Annotated in this window: 16 protein-coding genes; 4 read left to right on the top strand and 12 right to left on the bottom strand. The window is 38.0% G+C overall.

The window, feature by feature from the left end; genetic code table 11:
• The first annotated feature begins 50 nt into the window (after positions 1-50).
• Entirely contained in the window at positions 51-1058 is a 1008-nt protein-coding gene (locus tag CYTFE_RS24745; protein ID WP_081735897.1) for a diacylglycerol/lipid kinase family protein, read from the top strand.
• A gap of 84 nt (positions 1059-1142) precedes the next feature.
• Here CYTFE_RS24745 and yidC read toward each other — a convergent pair whose 3' ends face one another.
• From yidC to CYTFE_RS0103140, 4 genes are all read right to left on the bottom strand, one after another.
• A complete protein-coding gene (gene yidC / locus CYTFE_RS0103155) occupies positions 1143-3011 on the bottom strand; it encodes a membrane protein insertase YidC (RefSeq protein WP_027470623.1) in 1869 nt (622 codons plus the stop codon).
• A gap of 37 nt (positions 3012-3048) precedes the next feature.
• The gene (locus CYTFE_RS0103150; protein WP_027470622.1) at positions 3049-4650 is read right to left on the bottom strand and encodes a CTP synthase; all 1602 of its coding nucleotides are present in this window, start codon (positions 4648-4650) and stop codon (positions 3049-3051) included.
• A 227-nt stretch (positions 4651-4877) separates the two neighbouring features.
• Positions 4878-5366: a hypothetical protein gene (locus CYTFE_RS0103145; protein WP_027470621.1), complete on the bottom strand. Its 489-nt coding sequence runs from the start codon at positions 5364-5366 to the stop codon at positions 4878-4880.
• A 173-nt stretch (positions 5367-5539) separates the two neighbouring features.
• Entirely contained in the window at positions 5540-7036 is a 1497-nt protein-coding gene (locus tag CYTFE_RS0103140) for a glycoside hydrolase family 10 protein (RefSeq protein WP_027470620.1), read from the bottom strand.
• Between the two features lie 322 nt (positions 7037-7358).
• Here CYTFE_RS0103140 and CYTFE_RS0103135 point away from each other — a divergent pair, with 322 nt between their 5' ends.
• From CYTFE_RS0103135 to CYTFE_RS0103125, 3 genes are all read left to right on the top strand, one after another.
• Entirely contained in the window at positions 7359-7922 is a 564-nt protein-coding gene (locus tag CYTFE_RS0103135; protein ID WP_052342962.1) for a Crp/Fnr family transcriptional regulator, read from the top strand.
• A 72-nt stretch (positions 7923-7994) separates the two neighbouring features.
• Positions 7995-8459 (top strand): Dps family protein, encoded by a 465-nt coding sequence (locus tag CYTFE_RS0103130; RefSeq protein WP_027470618.1) that lies wholly within the window; start codon positions 7995-7997, stop codon positions 8457-8459.
• 6 nt (positions 8460-8465) lie between these two features.
• On the top strand, positions 8466-9173 hold the full coding sequence (locus tag CYTFE_RS0103125; RefSeq protein ID WP_027470617.1) for a peroxiredoxin: 708 nt from the start codon (positions 8466-8468) through the stop codon (positions 9171-9173).
• A gap of 80 nt (positions 9174-9253) precedes the next feature.
• Here the strand turns inward: CYTFE_RS0103125 and CYTFE_RS0103120 are convergent, their stop codons facing one another.
• The 8 genes from CYTFE_RS0103120 to CYTFE_RS0103085 all read right to left on the bottom strand — a co-directional run bounded on the left by CYTFE_RS0103120 (position 9254) and on the right by CYTFE_RS0103085 (position 23785).
• Positions 9254-10681, bottom strand: a complete 1428-nt coding sequence (locus CYTFE_RS0103120) for a sulfatase (RefSeq protein WP_027470616.1) — start codon at positions 10679-10681, stop codon at positions 9254-9256.
• A gap of 118 nt (positions 10682-10799) precedes the next feature.
• Positions 10800-13151: a glycoside hydrolase family 3 N-terminal domain-containing protein gene (locus CYTFE_RS0103115; protein ID WP_027470615.1), complete on the bottom strand. Its 2352-nt coding sequence runs from the start codon at positions 13149-13151 to the stop codon at positions 10800-10802.
• A 60-nt stretch (positions 13152-13211) separates the two neighbouring features.
• On the bottom strand, positions 13212-15755 hold the full coding sequence (locus CYTFE_RS0103110; protein WP_027470614.1) for a glycoside hydrolase family 2 TIM barrel-domain containing protein: 2544 nt from the start codon (positions 15753-15755) through the stop codon (positions 13212-13214).
• Between the two features lie 27 nt (positions 15756-15782).
• Positions 15783-17300, bottom strand: coding sequence for a sulfatase family protein (locus tag CYTFE_RS0103105; RefSeq protein ID WP_200871379.1), 1518 nt, complete (start codon positions 17298-17300; stop codon positions 15783-15785).
• Positions 17301-17353: 53 nt separating this feature from the next.
• Positions 17354-19045: an apiosidase-like domain-containing protein gene (locus CYTFE_RS0103100; RefSeq protein ID WP_200871378.1), complete on the bottom strand. Its 1692-nt coding sequence runs from the start codon at positions 19043-19045 to the stop codon at positions 17354-17356.
• Between the two features lie 512 nt (positions 19046-19557).
• The gene (locus CYTFE_RS0103095; protein ID WP_027470611.1) at positions 19558-20076 is read right to left on the bottom strand and encodes a hypothetical protein; all 519 of its coding nucleotides are present in this window, start codon (positions 20074-20076) and stop codon (positions 19558-19560) included.
• A 544-nt stretch (positions 20077-20620) separates the two neighbouring features.
• Positions 20621-21871 carry a LamG domain-containing protein gene (locus CYTFE_RS24740; RefSeq protein WP_052342961.1) on the bottom strand — a complete coding sequence of 417 codons (1251 nt, stop codon included), beginning with the start codon at positions 21869-21871 and terminating at the stop codon, positions 20621-20623.
• A 126-nt stretch (positions 21872-21997) separates the two neighbouring features.
• Positions 21998-23785 carry an arylsulfatase gene (locus CYTFE_RS0103085; RefSeq protein WP_027470610.1) on the bottom strand — a complete coding sequence of 596 codons (1788 nt, stop codon included), beginning with the start codon at positions 23783-23785 and terminating at the stop codon, positions 21998-22000.
• Positions 23786-23898: the final 113 nt, after the last annotated feature.

Genomic DNA, 23898 nt, shown 5'->3' with positions numbered 1-23898 from the left:
AATATCCGCTTTGTTTTATAGCTTTGTATAATTAAATACCATACGTAACAATGAGCAAAAAGATTCTTTTTCTTATCAATCCAGTCTCAGGAATTGGAAAACAAAGGACTATTGAGAAATATATCGAGTCGGAGCTGAATAAAAATATCCTAAGCGTAGACATTGCTTACACCAAGTTTAAAGGACATGCCCGAGAGCTTACCGGGAACGCAGTAGGTCAATACGATGCAATTGTAGCAGTAGGAGGAGATGGGACAGTTAATGAAGTAGCTTCAAAGCTAGTCGGGACACAAACAGCATTGGCCATCATACCAACGGGCTCAGGTAACGGATTAGCACGATTTATGCAGATCCCCATGCGCATTCATAAGGCCATTCAGAGTTTAAATTTTTTTCGTGAAAAAAAAATTGACACAATGAGGGTCAATCAATACTGCTCCGTTAACGTGGCTGGTATTGGTTTTGATGCACACATCAGCCATAATTTTGAAGGAAAAAAACTAAGAGGCCCTTTGGGATATTTACAACTTATTACAACCGAGTTTGCAGGGTATCAATCAGACACATATACATTAAAAATAGATGGTAAAGAATATCGAAGGAAGGCATTTTTGATTAGTTTTGCCAATTCATCACAGTATGGCAACAACATACATATTGCTCCCAATGCTAAAATTGACGATGGGTTAATAGATGTAAGCATTATTCGTGACTTCCCAAAGTTTAATGCCCCAGCTATGATATTCAGCCTATTGGATAAGTCTATCAACAAAAATGACAATGACGAAATAGTACGAGCTAAAAGGGTTGATATAATCCACCCCACAGAATTAAAAGCCCATATTGACGGGGAGCCAGTATCACTGGGTAATAAAGCTACCATAGAAATAAATCCCCTATCACTAAAGGTAATTATTCCTCCCGATCACCTAATAGAGAACTCCATACTGGACCCAATAAAAGAAATAATACCTAACATACAGGAATCATTAAACCTGGAAAATATTTGGAAATTGAAGTTAATGGAGGGCTTAAGCCTAAAAAAAGTAACCAAGTGACTTCTTTTGAAGCCATTAATTCATAGAAGCAACAAAAAAGGAGAGCCATTGGGCTCTCCTTTTTTGTTGCTATAATATAGTATTTTATTTTTTATTCTTTTTCTTTTGCGACTGTTGTTGCAACTGTTGTTTTTTCTGCATTTCCTCTAGTCTTGCCTGAAAACCAGATTTCTTTTTAGGTTTCTTTTGATTGGCATTTAACTTGGCCAAAATAGCTTCCTCATCAACGAATCTTCTGATTAAAATAGTTTGAAGAATCGTAATAAGTGTAGATATAAAGTAATAATAACTCAAACCAGAAGCATAGTTATTAAAGAACACCATAAACATAACAGGCATCATATACATCATACCTTTCATACCAGGCATTTGACTAGTTGATTGTGTCATTTCCTGGTTCATCTTGGTGTATACAATATTGGTAATCGACATCAACAAACAGAACAAACTAACATGGTCTCCATAAAAAGGAATTGTAAAAGGCATATTCCAAATAGAATCATAACTTGATAGGTCTGTTGCCCACAAAAAGCTCTCATGCCTTAATTCGATAGAAGCAGGAAAAAACCGGAACATCGCAAACAAAATGGGCATCTGCAGCACCATAGGCAAACAACCACCCAAGGGGCTCACACCTGCTTTACTGTATAAGGCCATGGTAGCCTTTTGGCGTTCCATTGCTTTATCGGCCGGTATCTTCTCATTGATGGCATCAATTTGCGGCTTCAACACCCGCATCTTAGCCGTTGACATATACGACTTATATGTTAAAGGGAATAACACCAACTTAATAATCAAAGTCAATAGTAAAATGATCAAACCATAACTAGCAATACCCCCCTCTAACCAGTTAAAGATAGGAATAATGGCATATCTATTGATCCATCCAAAGATACCCCATCCTAAAGGAACAATTTCTTTAAGGTCTAAATCTTTAAATTTCTTCAGTGTCTTGTACTTATTAGGACCAAAATAAAACTGAAAAGCTTTTGTATTCAGTGCACCGCCATCATGAGGTATAATCAATGAAGCTGTGTTGGTACTCAAAACAGGAGTATTATCTTCTTCGGGATAAACATTCACATCCACTTTACCACCAGAAAATCTATCTTTGGCGATCAGGATAGACGAGAAAAACTGATCTTTGAACGCAATCCATTTTACAGGTGTTCTAAAGTCCTCACTTCCTGATTTACCTGAAATATCGTCAACCACATCCAAATCGTATTTAAAATACACACCAGAATATTGTATTTCAAATTTCCTTCCTTTTTCCTGCGCTATCACGTCCATTTTCCAATCCAGATCAAAACCTCCACGGTTAGACTGAATAACATCATCCATATTATTTTGGACAATATTGAAATCTAACAAATAAGAATTGGAAGAAAGCTTATATTCAAAAGCCATAAACTGGTCATCACCCACACTTAATTTAAACCTCAAGGTAGAATCATTACTGGCCGCTTCATCAATAGAATAGAAAAGGTGATTGGTATTAAGGATACGGTTATTGTGAAAAAAATTAAAACCAAATTGATTTTTATCTCCGTCAAAAAGCACCAATGCTTTTTCCTCAAAATTGGTATATTCTTTCAGTTGTACCGAATAAACTTTTGCACCCCGACTTGAGAACGTAACTTTAATACGTTCATTCTCCAAGGTATAAAACTTATTTTCACCCTTAACAGCATCCGCAAAAAGACCATATTTATCGGCCAATTGTTGTTGCGTTGTGCTATCGTCAACAGTTACAGACGCTACCTCATTTTCGACCACCATATTACTGGATTCAAGGGCTGCTTCTTTAGCTGCTACGGCTTCAACTTTTGCAATCGAGTCCTGATATCTTTTTTGTGCTTCTATTTCTTCTGCACTGGGTTTATTAAGCCACCAAAACGCCCCTAAAATAGCGGCGATTAGTATCATACCCGTAACGGAATTTTTATCCATTTTTAATATTATTTCTTATATTAATTTTTGTGTAGTTTTATTTACTGATAGCAGCATTTATAAACGACATAAATATCGGATGTGGTTTTAAAACTGTACTGCTGTATTCAGGGTGAAACTGCACACCCACAAACCATTTCAACTCTGGCACCTCAACAATTTCAGCCAATCCTGTTTCCGGGTTACAACCAGTAGCCATCATTCCGTTTTGTTCGAACCGTTCCAGATAGTCATTATTAAATTCATAACGATGTCTATGACGCTCATGGGTAGTTTTTCCTTTGTATGCTTCGTAAGATTTACTACCCTCTTTTAGTGTACATTCATAGGCTCCCAAGCGCATCGTACCCCCCATGTCGGTGACATTCTTTTGATCTTCCATCAGGTCAATCACGGGATAAGGAGATAGGTGATCCATCTCTGTTGAATTTGCTTTTCCCAGATGAATCACGTTACGTGCAAATTCAATGACAGCACATTGCATTCCTAAACAGATACCAAGAAACACCATGTTATTTTCGCGTGCATATTTAACCGCTTCCAGTTTACCTTCAATACCTCTATTTCCAAATCCGGGGGCCACCAGAACAGCGTCCAGTCCGCTCAACTTCTCCGCCACATTTTCGCCATTTATGGATTCCGAATGAATCAATTTCACTTCGGCTTTACGGTCATGATAAGTACTAGCGTGAATAAGCGCCTCAATGATAGACTTGTAAGCATCCGGAAGTTCAACATATTTACCTACCAAACCGATGATCACTTTTTCTTCAGCACCTTTCATTTTGGCCAAAAAATGCTTCCACCTTTTCAGGTCCGGCTTTTTACTCACAGGAAGTTCTAATTTTTCAAGACAGATTTCATCCAGTCCTTCCTCCTGCATTTTAACCGGCACCTCATAAATAGTAGATACATCAATGGATTGAATAACAGCACGAGGGTTCACATTACAGAACAAGGCTACTTTTTTACGAATATCAGATCCTAGATTATGCTCAGTGCGCAGCACCAGCACATCAGGTTGTACCCCAGCTTCCAACAAGGTCTTTACAGAATGTTGAGTGGGTTTGGTTTTCAGTTCACCAGAAGCATTTAAGTAAGGCACCAAAGTTAAGTGAATCACCAAAGCTCTATTACCCAATTCCCATTTCAGCTGACGTACTGCTTCCACATAGGGCAATGACTCAATATCACCAACCGTACCACCAATTTCGGTAATTACCACATCAAATTTGTGTTTGGTACCCAAAAGCTTGATATTACGTTTAATTTCATCTGTAATATGAGGAATAATCTGAACTGTTTTACCAAGATAATCACCTTTACGCTCCTTGTTAATCACATTTTGGTAAATCCTTCCGGTAGTTACATTATTGGCCTGAGAAGTAGGAACATTCAAAAAACGTTCGTAGTGCCCCAAATCTAAATCAGTCTCTGCTCCATCCTCAGTCACATAGCATTCGCCATGCTCATATGGGTTTAACGTTCCCGGATCCACATTTAAATACGGGTCTAACTTTTGAATGGTAACTTTGTATCCTCTTGATTGTAGCAGCTTGGCCAACGAAGCTGAAATAATTCCTTTACCTAACGACGAGGCAACCCCTCCTGTTACAAAAATATATCTTGTATCCGGCACTGTATCAATAATTTAAATTAAAACTAAAATTCTTACCTAAAATTAAGCAACAAAGGTAAAAATTAATGGGTAAATAAAAAGGAACTAACAGGCTGTATATTTGACTTAGGTATGATAACTGCTCGTAATATTGAAGCAAAAAAGTGCCTTAACTTCATAAAACAGCACCTATGTGATATCCATATATCACGTAAGAACAGGACATACAAAAGTATGGTAAAAAGCCTCTAACTAACCATGCCTTTACCATGTCCCATGGGGTTTTTAGATAAAACGCCCAATTCTTTACCTCCTTTAAGTAAGGACATATTTACATCACTTACTCCATTTTTAAAATATCTTTTTTCTCCATCAATAACCTTGTATGGTAATAAGCCGTTTTTTTCCCAGCTATAGCGTTCCGACTGACTGTATTGTCCCATTTTTTCCTTCAGCTGTCCCACCACAACATCTTCCATTAAACTAAAATCCTGTTCTATACTTTTGGCTTTTTGCTCTAAAGAATCAGCCTTCTTCCATTCTTTGGATGCAGGAACATTCTTATCTTTTACTTCTCTCGCCCACTTCTTTAGCTTAATAAAATCACCGGTTTCCAGCCATATATCGGCTTGCTTCCATTTAATTTTCTTTTTATTTTTCTTATTGGTTATCACTACCAAAATAGCCATCAATAAGACAATTGGAATAACAATTAAAAATGTAGTTAAGTCTAACATAGCATGTAATCTAAAAAGATAACAAAATTACCTCAATGAATAAAGGCATTACGATTTTTGGTAAAAGTAATACTCCAATAAGGTAAGCTCCAATCATCTCCTCAAAATTAACATTAAAATAACCTTATCTTAACATTAGAAGAGCTGTTTGATTCACCTATTGCAAGTTCAATTTACTTAAAAATAACACAAACCGATTCTTGGTTGGTTTTACTGATTCCACTTACCGCATAATAGTATTTATGGGGATCTGTAAAACGATTAACAAAGCCTTTAATACTATTTGTTCCTGTTACTCTTACAATATTTGCCGCATTTTCGATATTTGCTGCTTTATTTCTTTTAAATTTATAAATCACAAAATAAGCATTGTTCTCGCCGGCATCCCAAGTCAAGCTTATTCTATCATCAACCACCTCAATACGGGCATTTTTAGGTGCTTCAGGCAAAACCTGTGCCACCCGCATATTCACAGGAGGTAAAGCGTAATATTTAAACAGCCTTCTCTTTATCTTCTCCTTCACCTTCAAAGGGTTATTTCTAAGATAGTTGGCGCTAAAAAACATACTTCCTCCGATATTAGGAATGGATCTGTTTAATTTAATTTGCCGCATAATTTCTTTGGATGATCGCCAGGCTTTTACATTTGACTTTTTATCTAATTTATACAAAGCTTGTCCGGTATACAACAGGCATCCATAGGCATTCTTACTCCACCAATCTGTAATGATGGCATAATCGGCCACTTCTTTACCAATATGCCAATATATCTGGGGGCTTACATAATCGATCCAACCATTTCTTTCCCACTTTAAAATATCAGCATATAAATCATCATAATTGGTTTGTCCAGCTCGTGTAGCAGATCCGGTGGGATCTTTAGATTGGTTCCTCCACACACCAAAGGGAGAAATACCAAACTCCACGTGGGGCTTTATTTGTTTTATGGTATCATGCAACTGTTGAATTATTAAATCAACGTTATCCCTCCGCCAATCGTCCTTTTGTTCTTTGTTGTATCCGCGAGGGTACATCTCAAATGCATTCTGATCAGGAAAATCTTTTCCTGCAATACGGTATGGATAAAAGTAATCATCAAAATGGATGGCATCCACATCATACCTTCGTACAATATCTGCCACAACGGAAGTTACATGCCCACGTGTTTCCGGAAGGCCTGGATTAAAATAACGCTTTTTCCCATAAGTCACGAACCACTCTGGATGCAAACGTGTAGGGTGGTTTTCAGATACAGAACTACGTGCCGTATCAAACACAGCCCTGTATGGATTTAACCAAACGTGAATGTCCAAACCTCGCTTTTTACACGCCTCAATTGTAAATTGAAGAGGATCATAATATGGATCTGGAGCCTTACCTTGCACACCTTCTAGCCATTGGGACCATGGCTCTATTGACGATGGATACAAGGCGTCACTTGCTGGGCGAATCTGGAAGACAACAGTATTCATCCTATACTGCTTTGCCAGATCCAGTAGTTCAATCATTTCTCTTTGTTGTATCTCCGCAGAAAGACCTGGTTTAGAAGGCCAGTCAATATTGGCTACTGAGGCTATCCACACAGCACGCATCTCTCTTTTGGGGGCGTCTATTGCTTGTAGCTCAATAGCTAGAAAAAAGATCACTGTTAATAAAATATACTTTCTCATAGAACTCAATATGTATACTTCATACAAACATAACAAAAGCAATCATTAGTACCATTACATCAGCCTGCATAAAAACATTGTTTTGTACTCAATAAGTTTTATATTTGAAAAAAGGATTGTCTAAAATAAAACATAAGTGCGACAGCTATAACAATTGTTATTCATGTATCACCTACCACTTATCGAATAAAGTTGTAAATCTCGCTCAAAAAAACGGACAGTCCTCATACTCACATGCAGGAGCTGACTCAGACACTACTCATTTCATCGGTAACTATTTATCAGCGCAATGATTGAACCTATTATATATATTTCATATTGTATGAATGATTTTATAGAACAAGCAGAAAACATTACCTCTCTTGAAAAAGAAGTCAGAGAAGAACTAGCCGAACTTCTTAAGAAAAGAACTTTTAAAAAAGGTGAGATGGTTAATCACAAAGGGAAAATTTCTCGTCATCTCTATTTTGTTGAAAAAGGACTCTTGAAACATTATTATTACCACAATGGAAATCAATATATCCTAAGATTCTTTTGCGATCATCGTTTTGTAACCATATCTGATAGTTTTCTGAGCAATATACCTGCAAAATATTCAACCATAGCACTGGAAGATTCTACCCTCATATATCTAGAATATGACAAGATGGAATACCTTTGTTCAAAATATCACTCCTTCGAACGATTTATTAGAATTGTCATTTCCAATATGGCCATTATGTCCATTGAACGTTTAAAAACCATGCTTCATGAAAATGCGACAGAAAGATATGATAAATTCATTCTGGAATATGGCCATCTACAACAACGTATCAGTTTGGGAGATACAGCTAGCTTCCTAGGCATTTCACAAGTCTCCCTGAGTCGCATTCGTTCCAGAAAGTGATTTTTTAACATATGTAAAAAATAATACCAATCCCTTGATGTAACTTTGATATCAATATATAAAAATGGTATTATGAATAATATAGGATTAAAATCAGAGTACACTGAAGAAGTATCAGGAAAATTAAATGCTTATTTAAGCAGTTTACAAATCTCGTATATGAACGTTCGTGGATTTCACTGGAACATCGTAGGCAAACAGTTCTTTGTTCTTCATGCAAAGTTCGAAGAGATATACAACCAACTGAACGAAATGGCCGACGAGGTAGCTGAACGTATTTTAATTTTGGGTGGAAAACCACTACACTCTTTTAGTGAGTATCTTAAAATTTCAGAAATCAACGAACAAACAAATGTAAGTTCAGCTGAAGATACTGTTAAATATCTACTTCAGGACACAAAGAAACTCCTTGCCATTGAACGTGAAATACTTTCATTCTCTTCGGAACATGGAGACGAAGGAACTGTGTCTATGTTGTCCGGATACATTGAAGAGCAAGAAAAAATGATATGGATGTTAAACGCAGCATTAAAATAAACTATTATGGCATGTGTAAACGGTGTAAAACCACGCAAAAAAAAGATTGCAACGGAAGAATTAGATGTAAATAATCAAATAAATAAGGAGAGAAAAATGATGAGTGCAACTATGGTAAGACAAGAAATGCCTGCATTTGAAATGGAGGCATACGATGCCAAAACAGGTCATTTCACAAGCGTATCCAGCAAAGACTATAAAGATAAGTGGACTGTTGTTTGTTTTTATCCCGCAGATTTCACATTTGTATGTCCAACAGAAATAGCCGCTATGAATGCTCATTATGACGAGTTTCAGGAGCTGGGAGTAGAGCTATTACCTGTTTCTGTTGACTCTAAATTTTCTCATAAGCGATTTATTGAAACAGAACCTATCCTGAAGGGCTTAAAATTAACCTTGGGAGCTGACACCACATTAGAAGTAAGTCGTGCCTTTGGTGTACTCATTGAAGAAGAAGGTGTGGCCCTAAGAGGAAGATTTCTTTTTAACCCAGATGGTGTTTGTGTAGCTCAGGAAGTACAAGCCGACTCGGTTGGTAGAAATGTAAAAGAATTTCTCAGACAGATCAAAGCTTGGCAACATGCCAGTAAAACAGGAGAAGTTTGTCCAGCAGGATGGAGACCGGGAAAAAAGACCCTACCTGTTCAAACAGACATGGAAAAAATGACTGGTAAAGTAGGCGATTATATTACTCTGGACGAAATTTTAAGTTAAACCATTGGTAATAAATACAATACCAACAATAAAAAAGGGTGTAGATTTGTTATCCACACCCTTTCTCTGTTATATATTACTTATTGCTCTACTTCATCCAAAACAGGGGTTCTTTTCTCATCCATTCGTCTCATGGCATTCACTTCATAAACCCTTTTTAGCTGCCAAAGAGGGCGTTCCAATTCACCTTCCCATTCCCATAATAACTTAAACATCTCACGCACTTTTTCCGGATACTTATAAGCCAGGTTATTACTTTCCGATTCATCTTTAGCGATATTATAGAGTTCTGCGGGTCTATCGGGATAACGAAGTAATTTCCAATCACCTTTTCTCACGACCCCTCTATTTTCTTTTTTCCAAAACAATAGCTCATGAGGTTCCGACTTATTTTTACCCGTAACATAGGGAAGTAAATCCACGCCGTCCAATCCTTTTATTTGCGAAGCATCACCACCTGCCACATTTACAAAAGTGGGCAGCAGATCCAGAAGACTTACAGGATCATCGAAACGGGAACCTGGTTTAATAACTTCAGGGAGCTTCATAAGAAAAGGAACTCTGATACCACCTTCCAAATGGTTCGATTTACATCCACTTAAGGGGTAATTGCATGTCAAGGAGCCATCAGGTCCTCCGTTATCATTGGCAAAAACAACCAAGGTATTCTTTTCCAGCCCCAATTCTTTCAATTTATCCAATATTTGCCCACAAGCACGATCCAGAGCGATCGTCATGGCTGCTAATATCTTTCGTTTTCCTGTTAGACCTTCAACTTGCGCCAAATCTTCTTTTGTGGCTTGAAGTGGAGTATGCACAGCATTAAACGACATATACATAAAAAAAGGTCTCTTCTGGTTTCTCTCAATAAAGTCACAAGCCTCATCCGCTAAGTCATAGGTAAGATACTTATCCGGTTCCTGATAATTTTCAAAACCTCTTTCTAACCTATCCTCTAACCTATTGATAGCTTGTTTTTGCGTTAAAGGTAAAAAGCTGCGTGACCCTCCTCTAAAACCATAGAACTCATCAAATCCTCTTTTTAAAGGATGGTACTTATCTGCATTTCCCAAATGCCATTTACCAAGAACAATAGACTGATACCCCAATGGATTCAGGTAATCGGCGATGGTTTTAAGATGCAATGGCAAGCCCATTTCATCAGCCAACAGCTTGGAAGAAGCGCTCATATAACCTGGAACATTGTTTTCCTCAATGCCAAAACGTTGTTGGTACATTCCTGTCAGCAAACCTGCTCTAGAGGGGCCACAAACAGCAGCTGTTGTATAAGCTTGTTTAAACAGAACTCCCTCCGAAGCCAACTGATCCAGATTAGGCGTCTTGATGGTTTGACTACCTTGGAAACCAAAATCATGGTAGCCTGCATCATCTGCAAAAAGAAAAACAATATTCTTTTTTTGTGCAGATACATTCAAACACAATGCCCCTATCAATCCAATAAGAACAGAAGTCATCATTTTTTTTTTAAATCGTTTATACTTTTTCATGCTGAATAAATTTGTTTATGCTAAAGTAAAACTGTTTACAAGCTATAACGGGGGGGATATGATCTTTTCAAAGGTATTTATTACATGTATAAAAAATGTAGATAGTTATCAATTCACTCTACTTAACAGTATTAGTAGTAAAAAAGACCTCACGTCCCTGATCTAAAATCAAATCATCCCCCACCAGTTCAATGACCCCCTTCAATTTAATATTATTACAGGAAGCCCCTATTTTAAACTCATATTTACCGGCTTCCACCATCCACCTTTTGTTTACATATTGCGCCAGTTGTTGAGGAGATACCTTAAAAGTAAGTGTTCGCTCTTCACCGGCCTGTAAAAAGACCCTTTGAAAACCCTTTAGTAAGATCGGCTTCATAAGGGACTTAGGATTTTTAGGTGACACATATAGTTGTGCCACCTCTGCCCCATCCATGTTTCCTGTATTTCTTATAGTACACGAAACCGTAAAACGATCATCGGTAATCCTGGTCTTCTTTTTCATTTTAAAATTTCCATATGTATATTGTGTATACGATAAACCAAAACCAAACGGATATTGAATTAACTCCTTGTTTTCACCATCCTGATAGTTGATCTCCTGACTATTTTCTGTTCTTGGATAGGACACACACAGCTTACCCGAAGGATTTACCTTACCTAAAAGAATATCAGCCACAGCATTACCTCCCTCCTCGCCAGGAAACCATCCTTGCACAATAGCCGCACACCGATCAGAGAAAGTGCTAATCACTTGTTGCCGTCCACTCAAAATAACCAGAACAACCGGCTTACCCGTTTCTATTAATTTCTCAACAAAGGCTTCTTGTTCTCCGGGTAAACGAATACCATTTCGCCATCTCCCTTCTCCATTTAAATAAAGGTTCTCTCCCATCACTGCAATGATCACATCACTTTCCTTGGCAATTTTCAATGCATTTTGCAAGTTAGGTTGTGGCGTATCAGCTACAGTAAGGAGCTTCAGTTTTTCGATGCGACTATCACCAAATCCGCTCTTATCAATCTTGGCCTCCAAGGCAGCACTCCAATCACATCCTCGTTCATGTAACAACTGAACGTCATTACCCAGTTTATTCTCCAGTCCTTCTTTAACACTTACTAGTTTCGGATTATTAACATCAAAAGCCGATTGTTTCCAAAAAGCGCGCATACCCTGATAAGTATAGTCCCCCAACAGACCATGCACCGTAGCAGCATTCGGTCCCACCAGTGCTATTTTTTTAAGCTCTTTTTTTATGGGAAGAATACCATTATTTTTCAGGAGCACGATAGACTGGCAAGCTGTTTCGTAGGCCAGTTTTCTATTTTCCGGTGGGTCAAAATCAAGGGGGCCATCCTTCCCTATCTCCGGATTCTCGTCCAACAATCCTAATTTAGCTTTCATTATCAATGAGCGTTTTACAGCCGCATCAATCACCTTCTCGGTAACCAAGCCTTGCTCCAATGCCTCTTTTAGCTTAGGAAACATAGTAGGAGAAGATAATTCCACATCCATACCTGCATTTATAGCTAGTGCTGCAGCCATGGTACTATCCTTAGCCACCTTGTACTTTTTATATAACAAATTAATAGCCCCATAATCACTAACCACCAATCCATCAAAACCGGCATCCCTTCGTAAAATCTGATCTAACATAGTCGGATTAGCCGCCACTGGCAATGCTTTATACACTCCATAAGAAGGCATAACACTTTTGGCTCCCCCCACTTTAAAGCATGCCTCATGGGGCATCAGGTATTCTTCATACAAAACTTTTTCAGAATTATTTTGTGTACCATAACCGGCAAAATGCTTTACAGTAGCTGCAACACCTGTTTTAAAGTCCTCACCTTGCAAACCTTGAACAAAAGCCACTCCCATCCGCGATGTCAGATAAGCGTCTTCACCATAACTTTCCTGATGACGATTCCAATGGGCAGAACGACTTAAATCAAGCATGGGTGATAAGGCAAAAGTAGCTCCGGCGGCCCGCATGTTTCTTGCGGTTGATGCGGTATTCTTTTCCACCAAGTCAGGGTTCCAGGTACAGCCCACACCTATTTGCTGAGGAAAAGTAGTAGCCCCCAATGTAGCAAAACCGGTAATCGCTTCTTCATGAAAAATAGCTGGTATTTTCATCCGGGTTTCAGTCATCAGATAATGTTGTACTTCTCGCACCATATCCCTTAATTCTTCGGGCTTCAACTCCTGACCTGAAGAGAACTGACAAAAGTGTCCGATACCAAAGGGAATGTGCGTCCTACATTTCTCAAGAGATATTTTTCCATCTTCCATAATATCCCGTAAACGCGTTCCCATTATCTGGGCCAATTTTTCATCCATACTCATATCGGCCATGATTGCATCAACCTTACTGTCAATTTCAGGAGTGGCAAATGGAGTATTTTGTCCTTGAAGAACAAAACTCAACAATAAAAAAGTAAATATGAGGACAATAGTATTTTGCATATGTATAAATTTTAATTCCGATTCACTCAGGTAGGTCTTTCTTGTGTACTTTCAATAATCTTACTCAATTCGAATTGATATCTGCTGCGCATCTACCCCCTTTGTTCGAACTGTTAAACGAACAATATCAGAGGTCGTATTAGATTGAATGATAGCCATACACCTACCCAGATGAGTGACTATTCTATTGGTCTGATAGTCCTGGGTACTTTTGTTCCATCCATTATCAACACCTAACAAACGGCCATTCCCTTCCATTTCGAACACAACCTCTTGCTCCTGTGTTTTTACAGGAACACCATCCTTATCCACCAATTGAACAACGACATGACTCACATCATAGCCATCTGCCTGCAACAATGTTTTATCAACATCTACAGAAATATCAGCCAATTCAGCAGCAGTTTTAAGTGCGGTGATTATTTCCTTACCATTAGAAACAGCTCTTGCCTCCAATATCCCCGCCTGATAAGGAACTGCCCATCGCATTATCTGATCTTGACTATCGGATACACGAAGGCTTCCTAACGATTGACCATTTAGAAACAATTCAGCCTCTGGCAAATTAGAGACTACCTCCACGATTACAGTTTCCTCATCCTTATAATTCCAATGATCAACCGACAGTGCATTGTTCCAATTAAGTGCTTTTTTAGATTTAGGGACTACTTTACCCTCTTGGTCCACCGTAAATTCAGAATCTTTTTCGGCATGCGTCTGAATGGCCAAAAAGGGTTCATCAGTCCATATACTTTTAAAGTGATTCCATCCTGCTTTTTTAAAGCCTGCTAAGTCCAGCATATCACCAGACCAAGCCTTTTGTGGCCACTTTAGATTAGACTCTCCCAGATAATCAATACCTGTCCACATATACATACTAAATACCATTGGATTTTCTACGACTGACTTCCATTCGCTCAGATAACCGGAGTTTTCAGAACCTGTAAACAACATATTTGGATAATGTTTTTTACACCAATCATACTGCTTAATCTGATAACTAAAGCCAACCACATCCAAAGCATCGGCATATCCTGTTGCACAACTGGCCACAGGAATAATCAGGTTAGCTGTAACCGGACGTGTAGTATCCATATCTTTAACCCATTTGGATAACCGATGAGCTGTTTGAGCCAAGTTGTATTTTCTTTTGGGCAAAGACTCATAACGAGCCTTCATCTCTTGCGGTGTCAAGTGAGGAATTTTATTCCAGTACCCCCCCTTTACCTCGGGATCCCAAAGTCCACTTATATATTTATAATCAGGATATGTCCATTCTATTTCATTTCCTATGCTCCATTGAAATACCGATGGGTGATTACGATCTCTTTGCATTGTTCTCTTCAAATCACTTTCGCCCCATTTTTGAAAGTGCTCAGTATAGCCTCTAGTTCGATAAAGCACTTCACGTTCATTCAGATTAAAGCGTTTATCTTTGGGGTTATCCATCTCATCAAAAATCTCATTTTGGACTAAAAAGCCCATTTCATCGCACAGATCCAAAAACTCATCAGAGAAAGGATTATGAGATGTACGAATAGCATTCACACCTGCCTCTTTGAGCAGTTTAAGACGACGTTGCCAAACGCCTTTAGGGACAGCGGCCCCCACCAATCCGCCATCATGATGCAGGCAAACACCTTTTACATACGTTGACTTACCATTGAGAAAAAAGCCTTTATCCTTATCAAAGCGGAGACTTCGAATACCAAATGGAGTACTATATTGATCCAGCTTTTTACCACCAACAACAATAGTACTAACAGCCTTGTACATATAAGGATGCTCAGGATCCCATAATTGAGGATGACGCAACTCCAATTGCTGTTTAAAAACTTCAGCCGTATCACTTCCCAGGTTCAGTTTATCTTCAACCTGCGCTATCTGCTTACCCGAGGCATCAAAAATAACCGTACGTAAACTAAATGAGTACGCTTGAGTCCTTTCGTTCTCCACGGTGATTTCGATATTCAACTTTGCCTCGTTATCTGTAATTTCAGGAGTGGTTACAAAGGTACCCCAAATAGGAATATGTAACTTATCAAGGGTAACCAGCTTTACCTTACGATAGATACCACTTCCCGTATACCATCTGCTATCGGCAAATCGCGAATGATCAACATACACAGTTAAAACATTAGGCTCTCCCACTTCATTTAAAGCATCCGTCAAATTAAAAAACACAGGTGAATAACCATAAGGATTTTCTCCCAGAAATTTACCATTCAACCAAAATTTGGCATTGTTGTAAACCCCATCAAACAAAACGAAAGTGCTCTTATCATTTTTTGCACTTGTTGTTGTAAAGTGTTTTTGATACACACCTACCCCGCCGGGAAGGTACCCCACGCACCCTTCCAGAGTAGAATCAAAAGAAGCTTCAATGCTCCAATCATGTGGCAGACGTACATCACGCCAACCAGCATCCTCTAAAGGTACATCTTTGAGAGAATTAGTATCGTTTAGCAACTGGAATTTCCATCCAAAATTAAAATCCGTCTCTCGTTCAAAATCATGGAGCGCTGAAGGCTGACAAGCAAATAGCAGACTTACAAAACCAAGCAGCAGGGAATAAATACTATATTTTTGAACCATTCGCTTCATAAAAGTCATTTATCAGTTTATAGCTTATTATTTCAGGCCACCATATTCCGTTCCTCGGATGGCTTCAAATTCGGCCATCAGTTTATTCAACATCTTAGGATTAGATTCTGCCAAATTATTTTTTTGCATCACATCCTCCTTCAGGTTATACAGCTGAAATTCTGGAGCGATAGCCGTTTCAACACCTGAATGCCAGCTCATTGGGCTTCCTTTATAAGCAGGAATCATGGCCCAATTACCCTTTCTATATGCGGTTTTTCCATTGGCTTCAACAACCAGATTTTTTCTTCCTTTTTTTCGCTTACCCATGAGAACAGCCAACATGTCCTTACTATCATTCACTTCAGCTTGCACGCCAACTAACTTTGCCAAAGAAGCCAAAAGATCAATCTGACAAACCATTGCATCCGAAACACCCGGCTTAATTCGCCCTTTCCAGTAAGTTATGAAAGGAACCCGTGTACCAGCTTCAAACATACTATATTTACCGCCCCTAAAAGGGCCTGTTGGCCTATGCTTACCTAGTTTTTCCACGGCATCATCATAATACCCATCATTCAACACCGGGCCATTATCGCTAGAAAAAACAACCAAAGTATTCTCCAGAACACCTTCTTCCTCAAGGGTTTTCATAAATTCACCAATACACCAATCCGCCTCTATAATAACATCTCCCCGTGGTCCCATTCCCGACTTACCTACAAAACGAGGATGAGGAGTACGGGGCACATGAGGTTGCTGCAATGCATAGTATAAAAAGAAAGGGCTATCCTTATGACTTTTAACGTAACTTTTTACTTTCGACAAAAAATGATCTGCTATATCAACATCACTCCATCGGGCAGCTTCTCCACCTTTCATAAAGCCCATCCTTGGAATTCCATTAACGATACTATTGTTATGCCCATGGTGCCATTTCATGGTTGTTAATTCAGGGTTATCCTTACCGGTTGGTTCTCCTTCAAAATTTTTCTCATAACTAACGTAAATAGGATCATTAGGATCCAAACCATCAATATATCCATTATCAATATAAACAGTAGGAGTACGATCCTGTGTAGCCGCTAATATATAAGCCTCATCAAAACCCACCTCATTAGGTCCCGGGGTGATATGTCCATTCCAATCCACATTACCATCCCCTAAGCCCAGATGCCATTTACCTATCACAGCCGTTTGATAACCAGCTCTTTTTAACATTTTAGGCAATGTTTCTTGTTGAGTAGAGATAATCAAGGGTGCTGAACCCGGAAGAATCTTGGCTTTGGCATTTCGCCAAGGGTATATTCCTGTCAACAAGCCATATCTACTAGGAGTACAGGTAGAAGATGTAGCGTAACCTTGTGTAAACTTAAGCCCTCCATTGGCTAATGCATCAATATTTGGTGTTTCAATTTCGGTTGCCCCATAGGCACTTAAATCACCATAACCCAGATCATCCAGATAAATAACAATTACATTAGGCTTCGTGGGATCTGCAGCTTTTACACTTGTCCCCACCATTATCATTACTGCAATGAACAGTGTTGTTAAAATATTTTTCATTTTCATTACTATTTAAATTCTATTTATTTCAATCATTCTTAAAACCAAAGACATTATTTTTTTTCTAATCCTCTAATCACGTAGATCGCATCAGCTTGATTACGCCAAGGTCGCCAATCCCAAAATCCATACTTATGCTTAAACTCCACTTTTTCTTCCGGTGTAAACTCCCCCGTTAAAGTATTAAACCACTGACAAGTAGCCGAATCATAATTAAACTCATTATCCAACTGATTTTTAATATCGGCATGATGCACTTCTTTCGGAACATATAGCAATATCATACCATCTTTATAATTGGTTAAATTATAAGATCTTGAATTAAATTTTGTAACAGGTTCAAAGTTTTCATAGTTTACCTGATTGAACAGAGACCGCATATATTTAAAATATTCAAAATGGGGTTTTTTAACATCTGATCCCTGCTCAAAGGGATTATGAATAATAGCATTCCACGATGTACCCTGCCAATAATAAGTAGTATAAACACCAGCAAAAAGGCAGAGGTAATTCCTCCTTAAACAATATTCGGCGTTGGAATATCCACCCGGAAAGATAGCGTAAGGTGATTCTTCGTAACCTCCATGTTCGATATTAAAAACCGGCTTATCAGGAAATTCCTTATAAGCCTTTAACATCAGGTCATACAAGTCAAGCTTCCAATTTTGAATTGAAATAAAATCGACCCATTCCTTGTGATTTTTACAAAAGCCAAAATCATGCACTGTGAGTAATCTGCCATAGGCATCAAGCGCACGGGTCATTTGAGCTCTTTCAATCAGATGTTCCACGATATTTTTATTTTGGGCAAATGCAATTTTTGAGGCAGCTTCTTTTGAAACATCCCATACGATATTCGGAAAGGCCTGGTAGCGTTCAATAACATGCTTATAATACATATCATCAGCTTCGGATCCCAGTGCTGGCCATGACACTCTTTTGTTCCAAACATAAATCATTAAATGACTTACTATATCATAATCATGCATCTTAGAAATAACCCGGTCTAAATGCTTAAAAAAATCAATATTCAATGAACTATAGTCAGGATGCTCATTGGATCCTAAAAAAGGAAATATATCTTCCCTACAACCATAATTGTGTTGAGGATTCTTTTTCAAACCTTCATCTTTCACCCAATCTAGATCTAAGCCATAAGCATACACATTCATCACAATCTGATTGTACCCATTTGCTTTTATCAAGGATAATAAATGTGTTGTTTTAGCTAAATCTTCTTGAGGATAGTCTAATGCAAACAACCAGTCACACTCAAATGCCAGATTAAAATAATGCGTCCCGTCCTCGTGGAAAAAATCCCGAGGTTTTTCCTTGTTCAAAACAATACCGCCATGACGCCCCGTCTTTTTATTCTCTGTCACTATGATCTTTCCAGCAATACCATTTAAACCTTTTATATCTGATTCAATCGCAAAATGTTTGTCGCCTATCTCTGCACTGGAATATCTGAAAACCCATTCGTTGTTTCCATTATAAAACAATGGTATACGTTGTTCTTTTTGTCCTCCCTCAACACGGGCAAAAACTTCTTTCAAAAACGGCTTCTCAACTTTACGCTTCACTTTATACACCAAATCATTTACTTCCCATTGAGAAGTGACAATAGGGTTATTGGACGATGGCGATTTCCATACCTTTATTTGTCCATAACCTATCGGCACCCATACAACACATAAAACTACTGTGCTTACTACTCTACTTACTATATCACAAAACTTCATCATTAATAATAATCTATGGCAGTTGTAAAAATAATCGACACATGCATTTCGTTTAGACGAAAGGACTATTCAAAAACTGAACACGGGCTTAAATATAAAGGGAAGTAATTAGAAGCATGGGTGCTATTTTCGAATATATAATGATCGCAGGGTGTAAATATCACGAATAAGGGGGGATTTTGAAAAAAATATAAAATAATGATACTGATCAATAAAATAGTTCTTTGATGCTTCTATCACACATGCTCTGATTAGTATTTTGATTATTTTTTTTTGAGACAAGATCAACCAACGCTAGTGCCAGATGATATTCATGTTCTTCGGATCGGAATTTTGCCTCCGGCTTCTTTCAGATTATACCTCACGGTAAGCACCCTTGCCATTGGCTAATGGTTGGCTACTACAAACCCCCATAATGAACTTGCATCATCTAGTTATTTACCATGCACGGCACACCAAAAAAAAAGGAGTTATTGACAACAATAACTCCTTTTCAAATTAGCTTGAATTAGCTTTTAGATGCGCTTCATCATATTTTCAACTTCTTTAATCTGGTCAGTCAACATTTTTCGAGTATCCAGCTTTTTGGTTTCCTTTATATAATAAGTGGCCAACTTTTTATTTCTTCGAGACAGGTAATAGCCTGCCAGGTTCAACTTCGCCATAGCTTGATCTGTCTTCATTCTAAGCCCTGTTGAAAGCGCCTTCTTCAACAACTTTTCTGCTTTGGTTCCACGCTGCCCTTTTTGTGCTTCTGTTAAACCCGAAAGAAAGTAAAAATATGCTTCCTGACCTTTGATCATCCATTCAGGATGCTTCACTTTATCCAAAATCACAGCTGCTTTAGCAAACTTATTTTTACGGACAAAATAAAACGCCCAAAGGTTCATCTCATTTTTAAAATGAAACAAAACGAACAGGGCACACAAAATAGAGGCAATAACACCCCATGTTACAAAACCGTTCACAAAAAGCAGCACGGACACTGCACACAACACAACAGCAACAATCAATCGAATATATTTTCCTATCATAACCTATTTGAAATTTTTAAGCTACAAAACAAAGGAATTTTTATTACAAAACAAGTAAACACGACTCGTGTTTTTAATATTTTCTAGCACCAAACCATGATAACACTCCCCAATTCAACCATAACTAGTCTTTGCAAAAAAACTCCAAATACTGCGTTATTCTCATTTTTGAAACAGTCATTTACAATCAGTAAACTCCTTGGTTTCAACAATATCGAAAGCCTTGTCTTTGAAGCTTTCATATGTTTATAATTTATTTCTTAATGGTCATATGGAACTCGCCGTGATAATCATTCACCTGTGTGAGAGATCACTCTCATGGCTCGTTTCATATGATTATAATTTGTCTTTCAATGGTCATATGGAACTCCCGATGAATTTTAATCATTCTTCTGTGTGTATTTTAGAATGCTAAAATTCATGTTCGTTTCTTATCAAAGACTGAAAAAAACAGTCGTTTTCTTGCAGCCACTAACTACCACCTATATACTTGTATAAGTAATTTTGTAAGGTTAATGCTGCGAATCCTTTCCTTGGATCATACTTATAATGCACCATTCTCTACTAACTCAATCATCAATACACTCGAATTCAAGATATCAGTTTTGGTTCCATTCTCTGGTCTGATATCCGCCCATAGGGTATACTCAGTCTCAGCGGCCAACTGCACATCTACCTTAAGATCAACTATTAAGTTCGCATAACCTGTGTAGGCCTTGTACTTAGCACTGGCAACCTTCTTCCCTTCAGCATCCTTTAAAACAAAATGAATATCCCGATTTTCATTTGCTTTATAACAAAAAGGGATCTTCAAAACATTTCCTTGGGGTAATTCCATTGAAGCACTTTCAAATTCGATATCTTCATAATACAGTCCTATTTCAGTTTCAGGTGCTACCTGGCTCATATGAGGATCTTTAACATCTACCAATTTATACCCTCTCACCCAATCATAATAAACCACATTCTTAGTTGGGTCAGCCAACTCTTCATCGGTAGGTAATTCTATCCAAGGAAAAGGATAAGTTTCACACACCAATCGCATAAACATAGGCTGATCAAAAGGTTTATCGCTAATCTTATGATAGAATTTCTGATACTTTGGTGCTCCATTGTCATAATAATAGCTGGCCATGGTTTCATCGTGCCACCATCCACCGTACACATGAAAATCATCAGAGGCGAGCTGCCTGTCTTCAAATTTCACTTGAGGGGCCCTATAGTCATGTTTTTCCTCCTTACAATCTGTATACCAATAGTGTGAATTAGAATGCATGCCATGGGCAAAATAGCTACCATTAAAATCTCCGCGACGACCAATACATTCCTGAATATCCCATTCTAAGCCATATTTATCACAACCATTGGGTCCTTTAAAACTCTTAGTGGATGAAAACCAAAAAGTTGTAGACATGGTAGTTGCAGCAGCTTTTACACGACACTCATAGTATCCAAGAAACACCGATTTTTTAGAAACAACAGCTCCTCCTTTAATATAAAAGGAAATATCTTTTCCATAAGCATGAATAACAGTATCACGTAACATCCTCTCTCCTTTAATTTGAAGAAAACCATCTTTTACAGAAATCTGCGATGGCATAAATAATCCCGGCGCTCTTCCTCGCCAAGTAGGATGATGATCTAACCATCGAGTCGTATCCAAGACGGTTCCATTAAATTCATCTGAAAAATCAGGATTCATGACCCATCGTTTACCGAGTGGTGGCTTAGGAGGATCGGCAAATAACAGATGACTAATGGTCATCCATAAAAAGAATACAAATATCTTGTTCATATGTTTATATTTTTCATTCAAAAATCATATGGAACTCGCCAGAAATAATCATCACTTTGTTTGACCATTTATTTACAGTGGCAGCTATTATAATTCACATTAGATTTTACAACTCATTTTTAGGGTTTAATCAAGCATTCGCACATAGGTATAATATACCCCATAATGTTCATTTCCTTCTATAAAATCGTTCACCAACAAAGTCTTACCTTTTTTAAGGCTTACCTTAAAAGCCACCTCCTCATCATCCGGTCTAATTTGTTTTTCCAAAATTTGGTTGGCAATTTTTATTCTGACTTTACTTGGACAAATCGTTTTATATTCAAATAAACCTTTGGGATTCTCCTTCGGTACACCAAGCACTGGTCCAGGACATTCTTTAGGCCAGCGTCTACAAGAAATCATATAATCGCCATCTTTTTCAATTTTCAAGGCATGCATATCATTGGTATTTTTTATTCCGGCTGCCACCTGCTCACACTTCCAAATACCTTTATCCTCACCTATGGCATGTTGAATCGTCAGTTTTATTTCTCTTTGTTTGTGATTACCTATCACATAAACAGGAAGTTCGTTATATGCTACATTTAATTTACTTGTGGCTACAAATCTGGCATTCTTAGTTAATAATTCCCTAACTATTGCTGGATACCGATCTGCCAAATTGCACTTTTGCTTGGGATCTTCAACTATATCATACAGCTCCGTCCCATTTATCAAACGCCAATTATTCTGCATATTACAGGCATTTACAACATCTTCCGGTTGGCGCCAATCCTGACGATGATGTACAAAAACGGCTCTGTTAGATAGCTTTTTATTTTCATCCACCAGCACAGAAGAAACATCAATACCATCCAACTTTTTTGTTTGGGGTAAACGAAGCTTACATAAGCTAGCCAATGTTGGTAACAAATCAACATGACTAGCCAGTTCATTAATATCTTTACCTCCACCTATCCTACCATTGGGCCATTGAATAAAAAAAGGCACCCGATGTCCCCCTTCCAGCTTACTGCCTTTGATACCTCGATACCCCTTATTGTAACCGAATTTACCATCATTACTATAACCATAACGAGTACCATTATCACTCATAAATATAAGGATCGTATTATCAAGCATATCCTTGTCTTCCAGAAACTGATAAAATCGGCCAAAGTTCTCATCAATATTTGCAATCATTCCGTACAAATTGGCATCTATAATTTTATCCCCTTCTAAATGCTGATATGGTTCAGCATATTTTTCTGCTACAATCAAAGGATCATGTGGTGCATTGGTTGGCAAATAAATAAAAAAGGGCTTATCCTTGTTTTTATCAATAAACTTCATGGTTTCACGAAACCATATATCGGTGCAATATCCATTAAATGGTCGTGGTACATTATTTACATAATACACATCATCAAAATAGCTATTACCCCAATAGTCCGACAGTTCCCCCACCCCTCCGGCTAAATGATGGATCGCCATATCGAACCCACAATCAGAAGGACGAACCGGATAATTATCACCCAAATGCCATTTTCCAAACATAGCCGTTCTATAGTCATTTTGCTTAAAAATGTCAGCCATTGTAACAGCATTTTCAGGCAAGACATCTCTTCCTTTAAAGGTAGCCCAAACACCATTATTGATGGGGTATTGACCTGTCATAATAGCACCTCTTGTGGGAGCACAAAGTGGACTCACATGAAAATCAGTCATACGAACTGCCTTATCATAGAAAGCATCTATATGAGGTGTCTTTAACCAAGGGTTACCCTGACATCCTAAATCACCTATTCCTAAATCATCTGTAAGTATGAGAATAACATTGGGAGGTTTTTTATTGGATGAACCCTTTGTTCCCGCAATCATGATACTTGGAATAAATATCATTGCGAGTACTAATAATATGTATTTTTTCATATGCTTAAAAAATAGCAAAACTTCACTAACCAGTACATTTTCTATCTGCCCTCTTATTTACCCTGGCCATGCCAGTTTTATATGATTAAAAATTCGGGTACGATGATAATACG

This window comes from Saccharicrinis fermentans DSM 9555 = JCM 21142, assembly GCF_000517085.1.
In the GTDB taxonomy this organism is placed as follows: domain Bacteria; phylum Bacteroidota; class Bacteroidia; order Bacteroidales; family Marinilabiliaceae; genus Saccharicrinis; species Saccharicrinis fermentans.
This window is presented reverse-complemented; position numbering and strand designations above follow the sequence as displayed.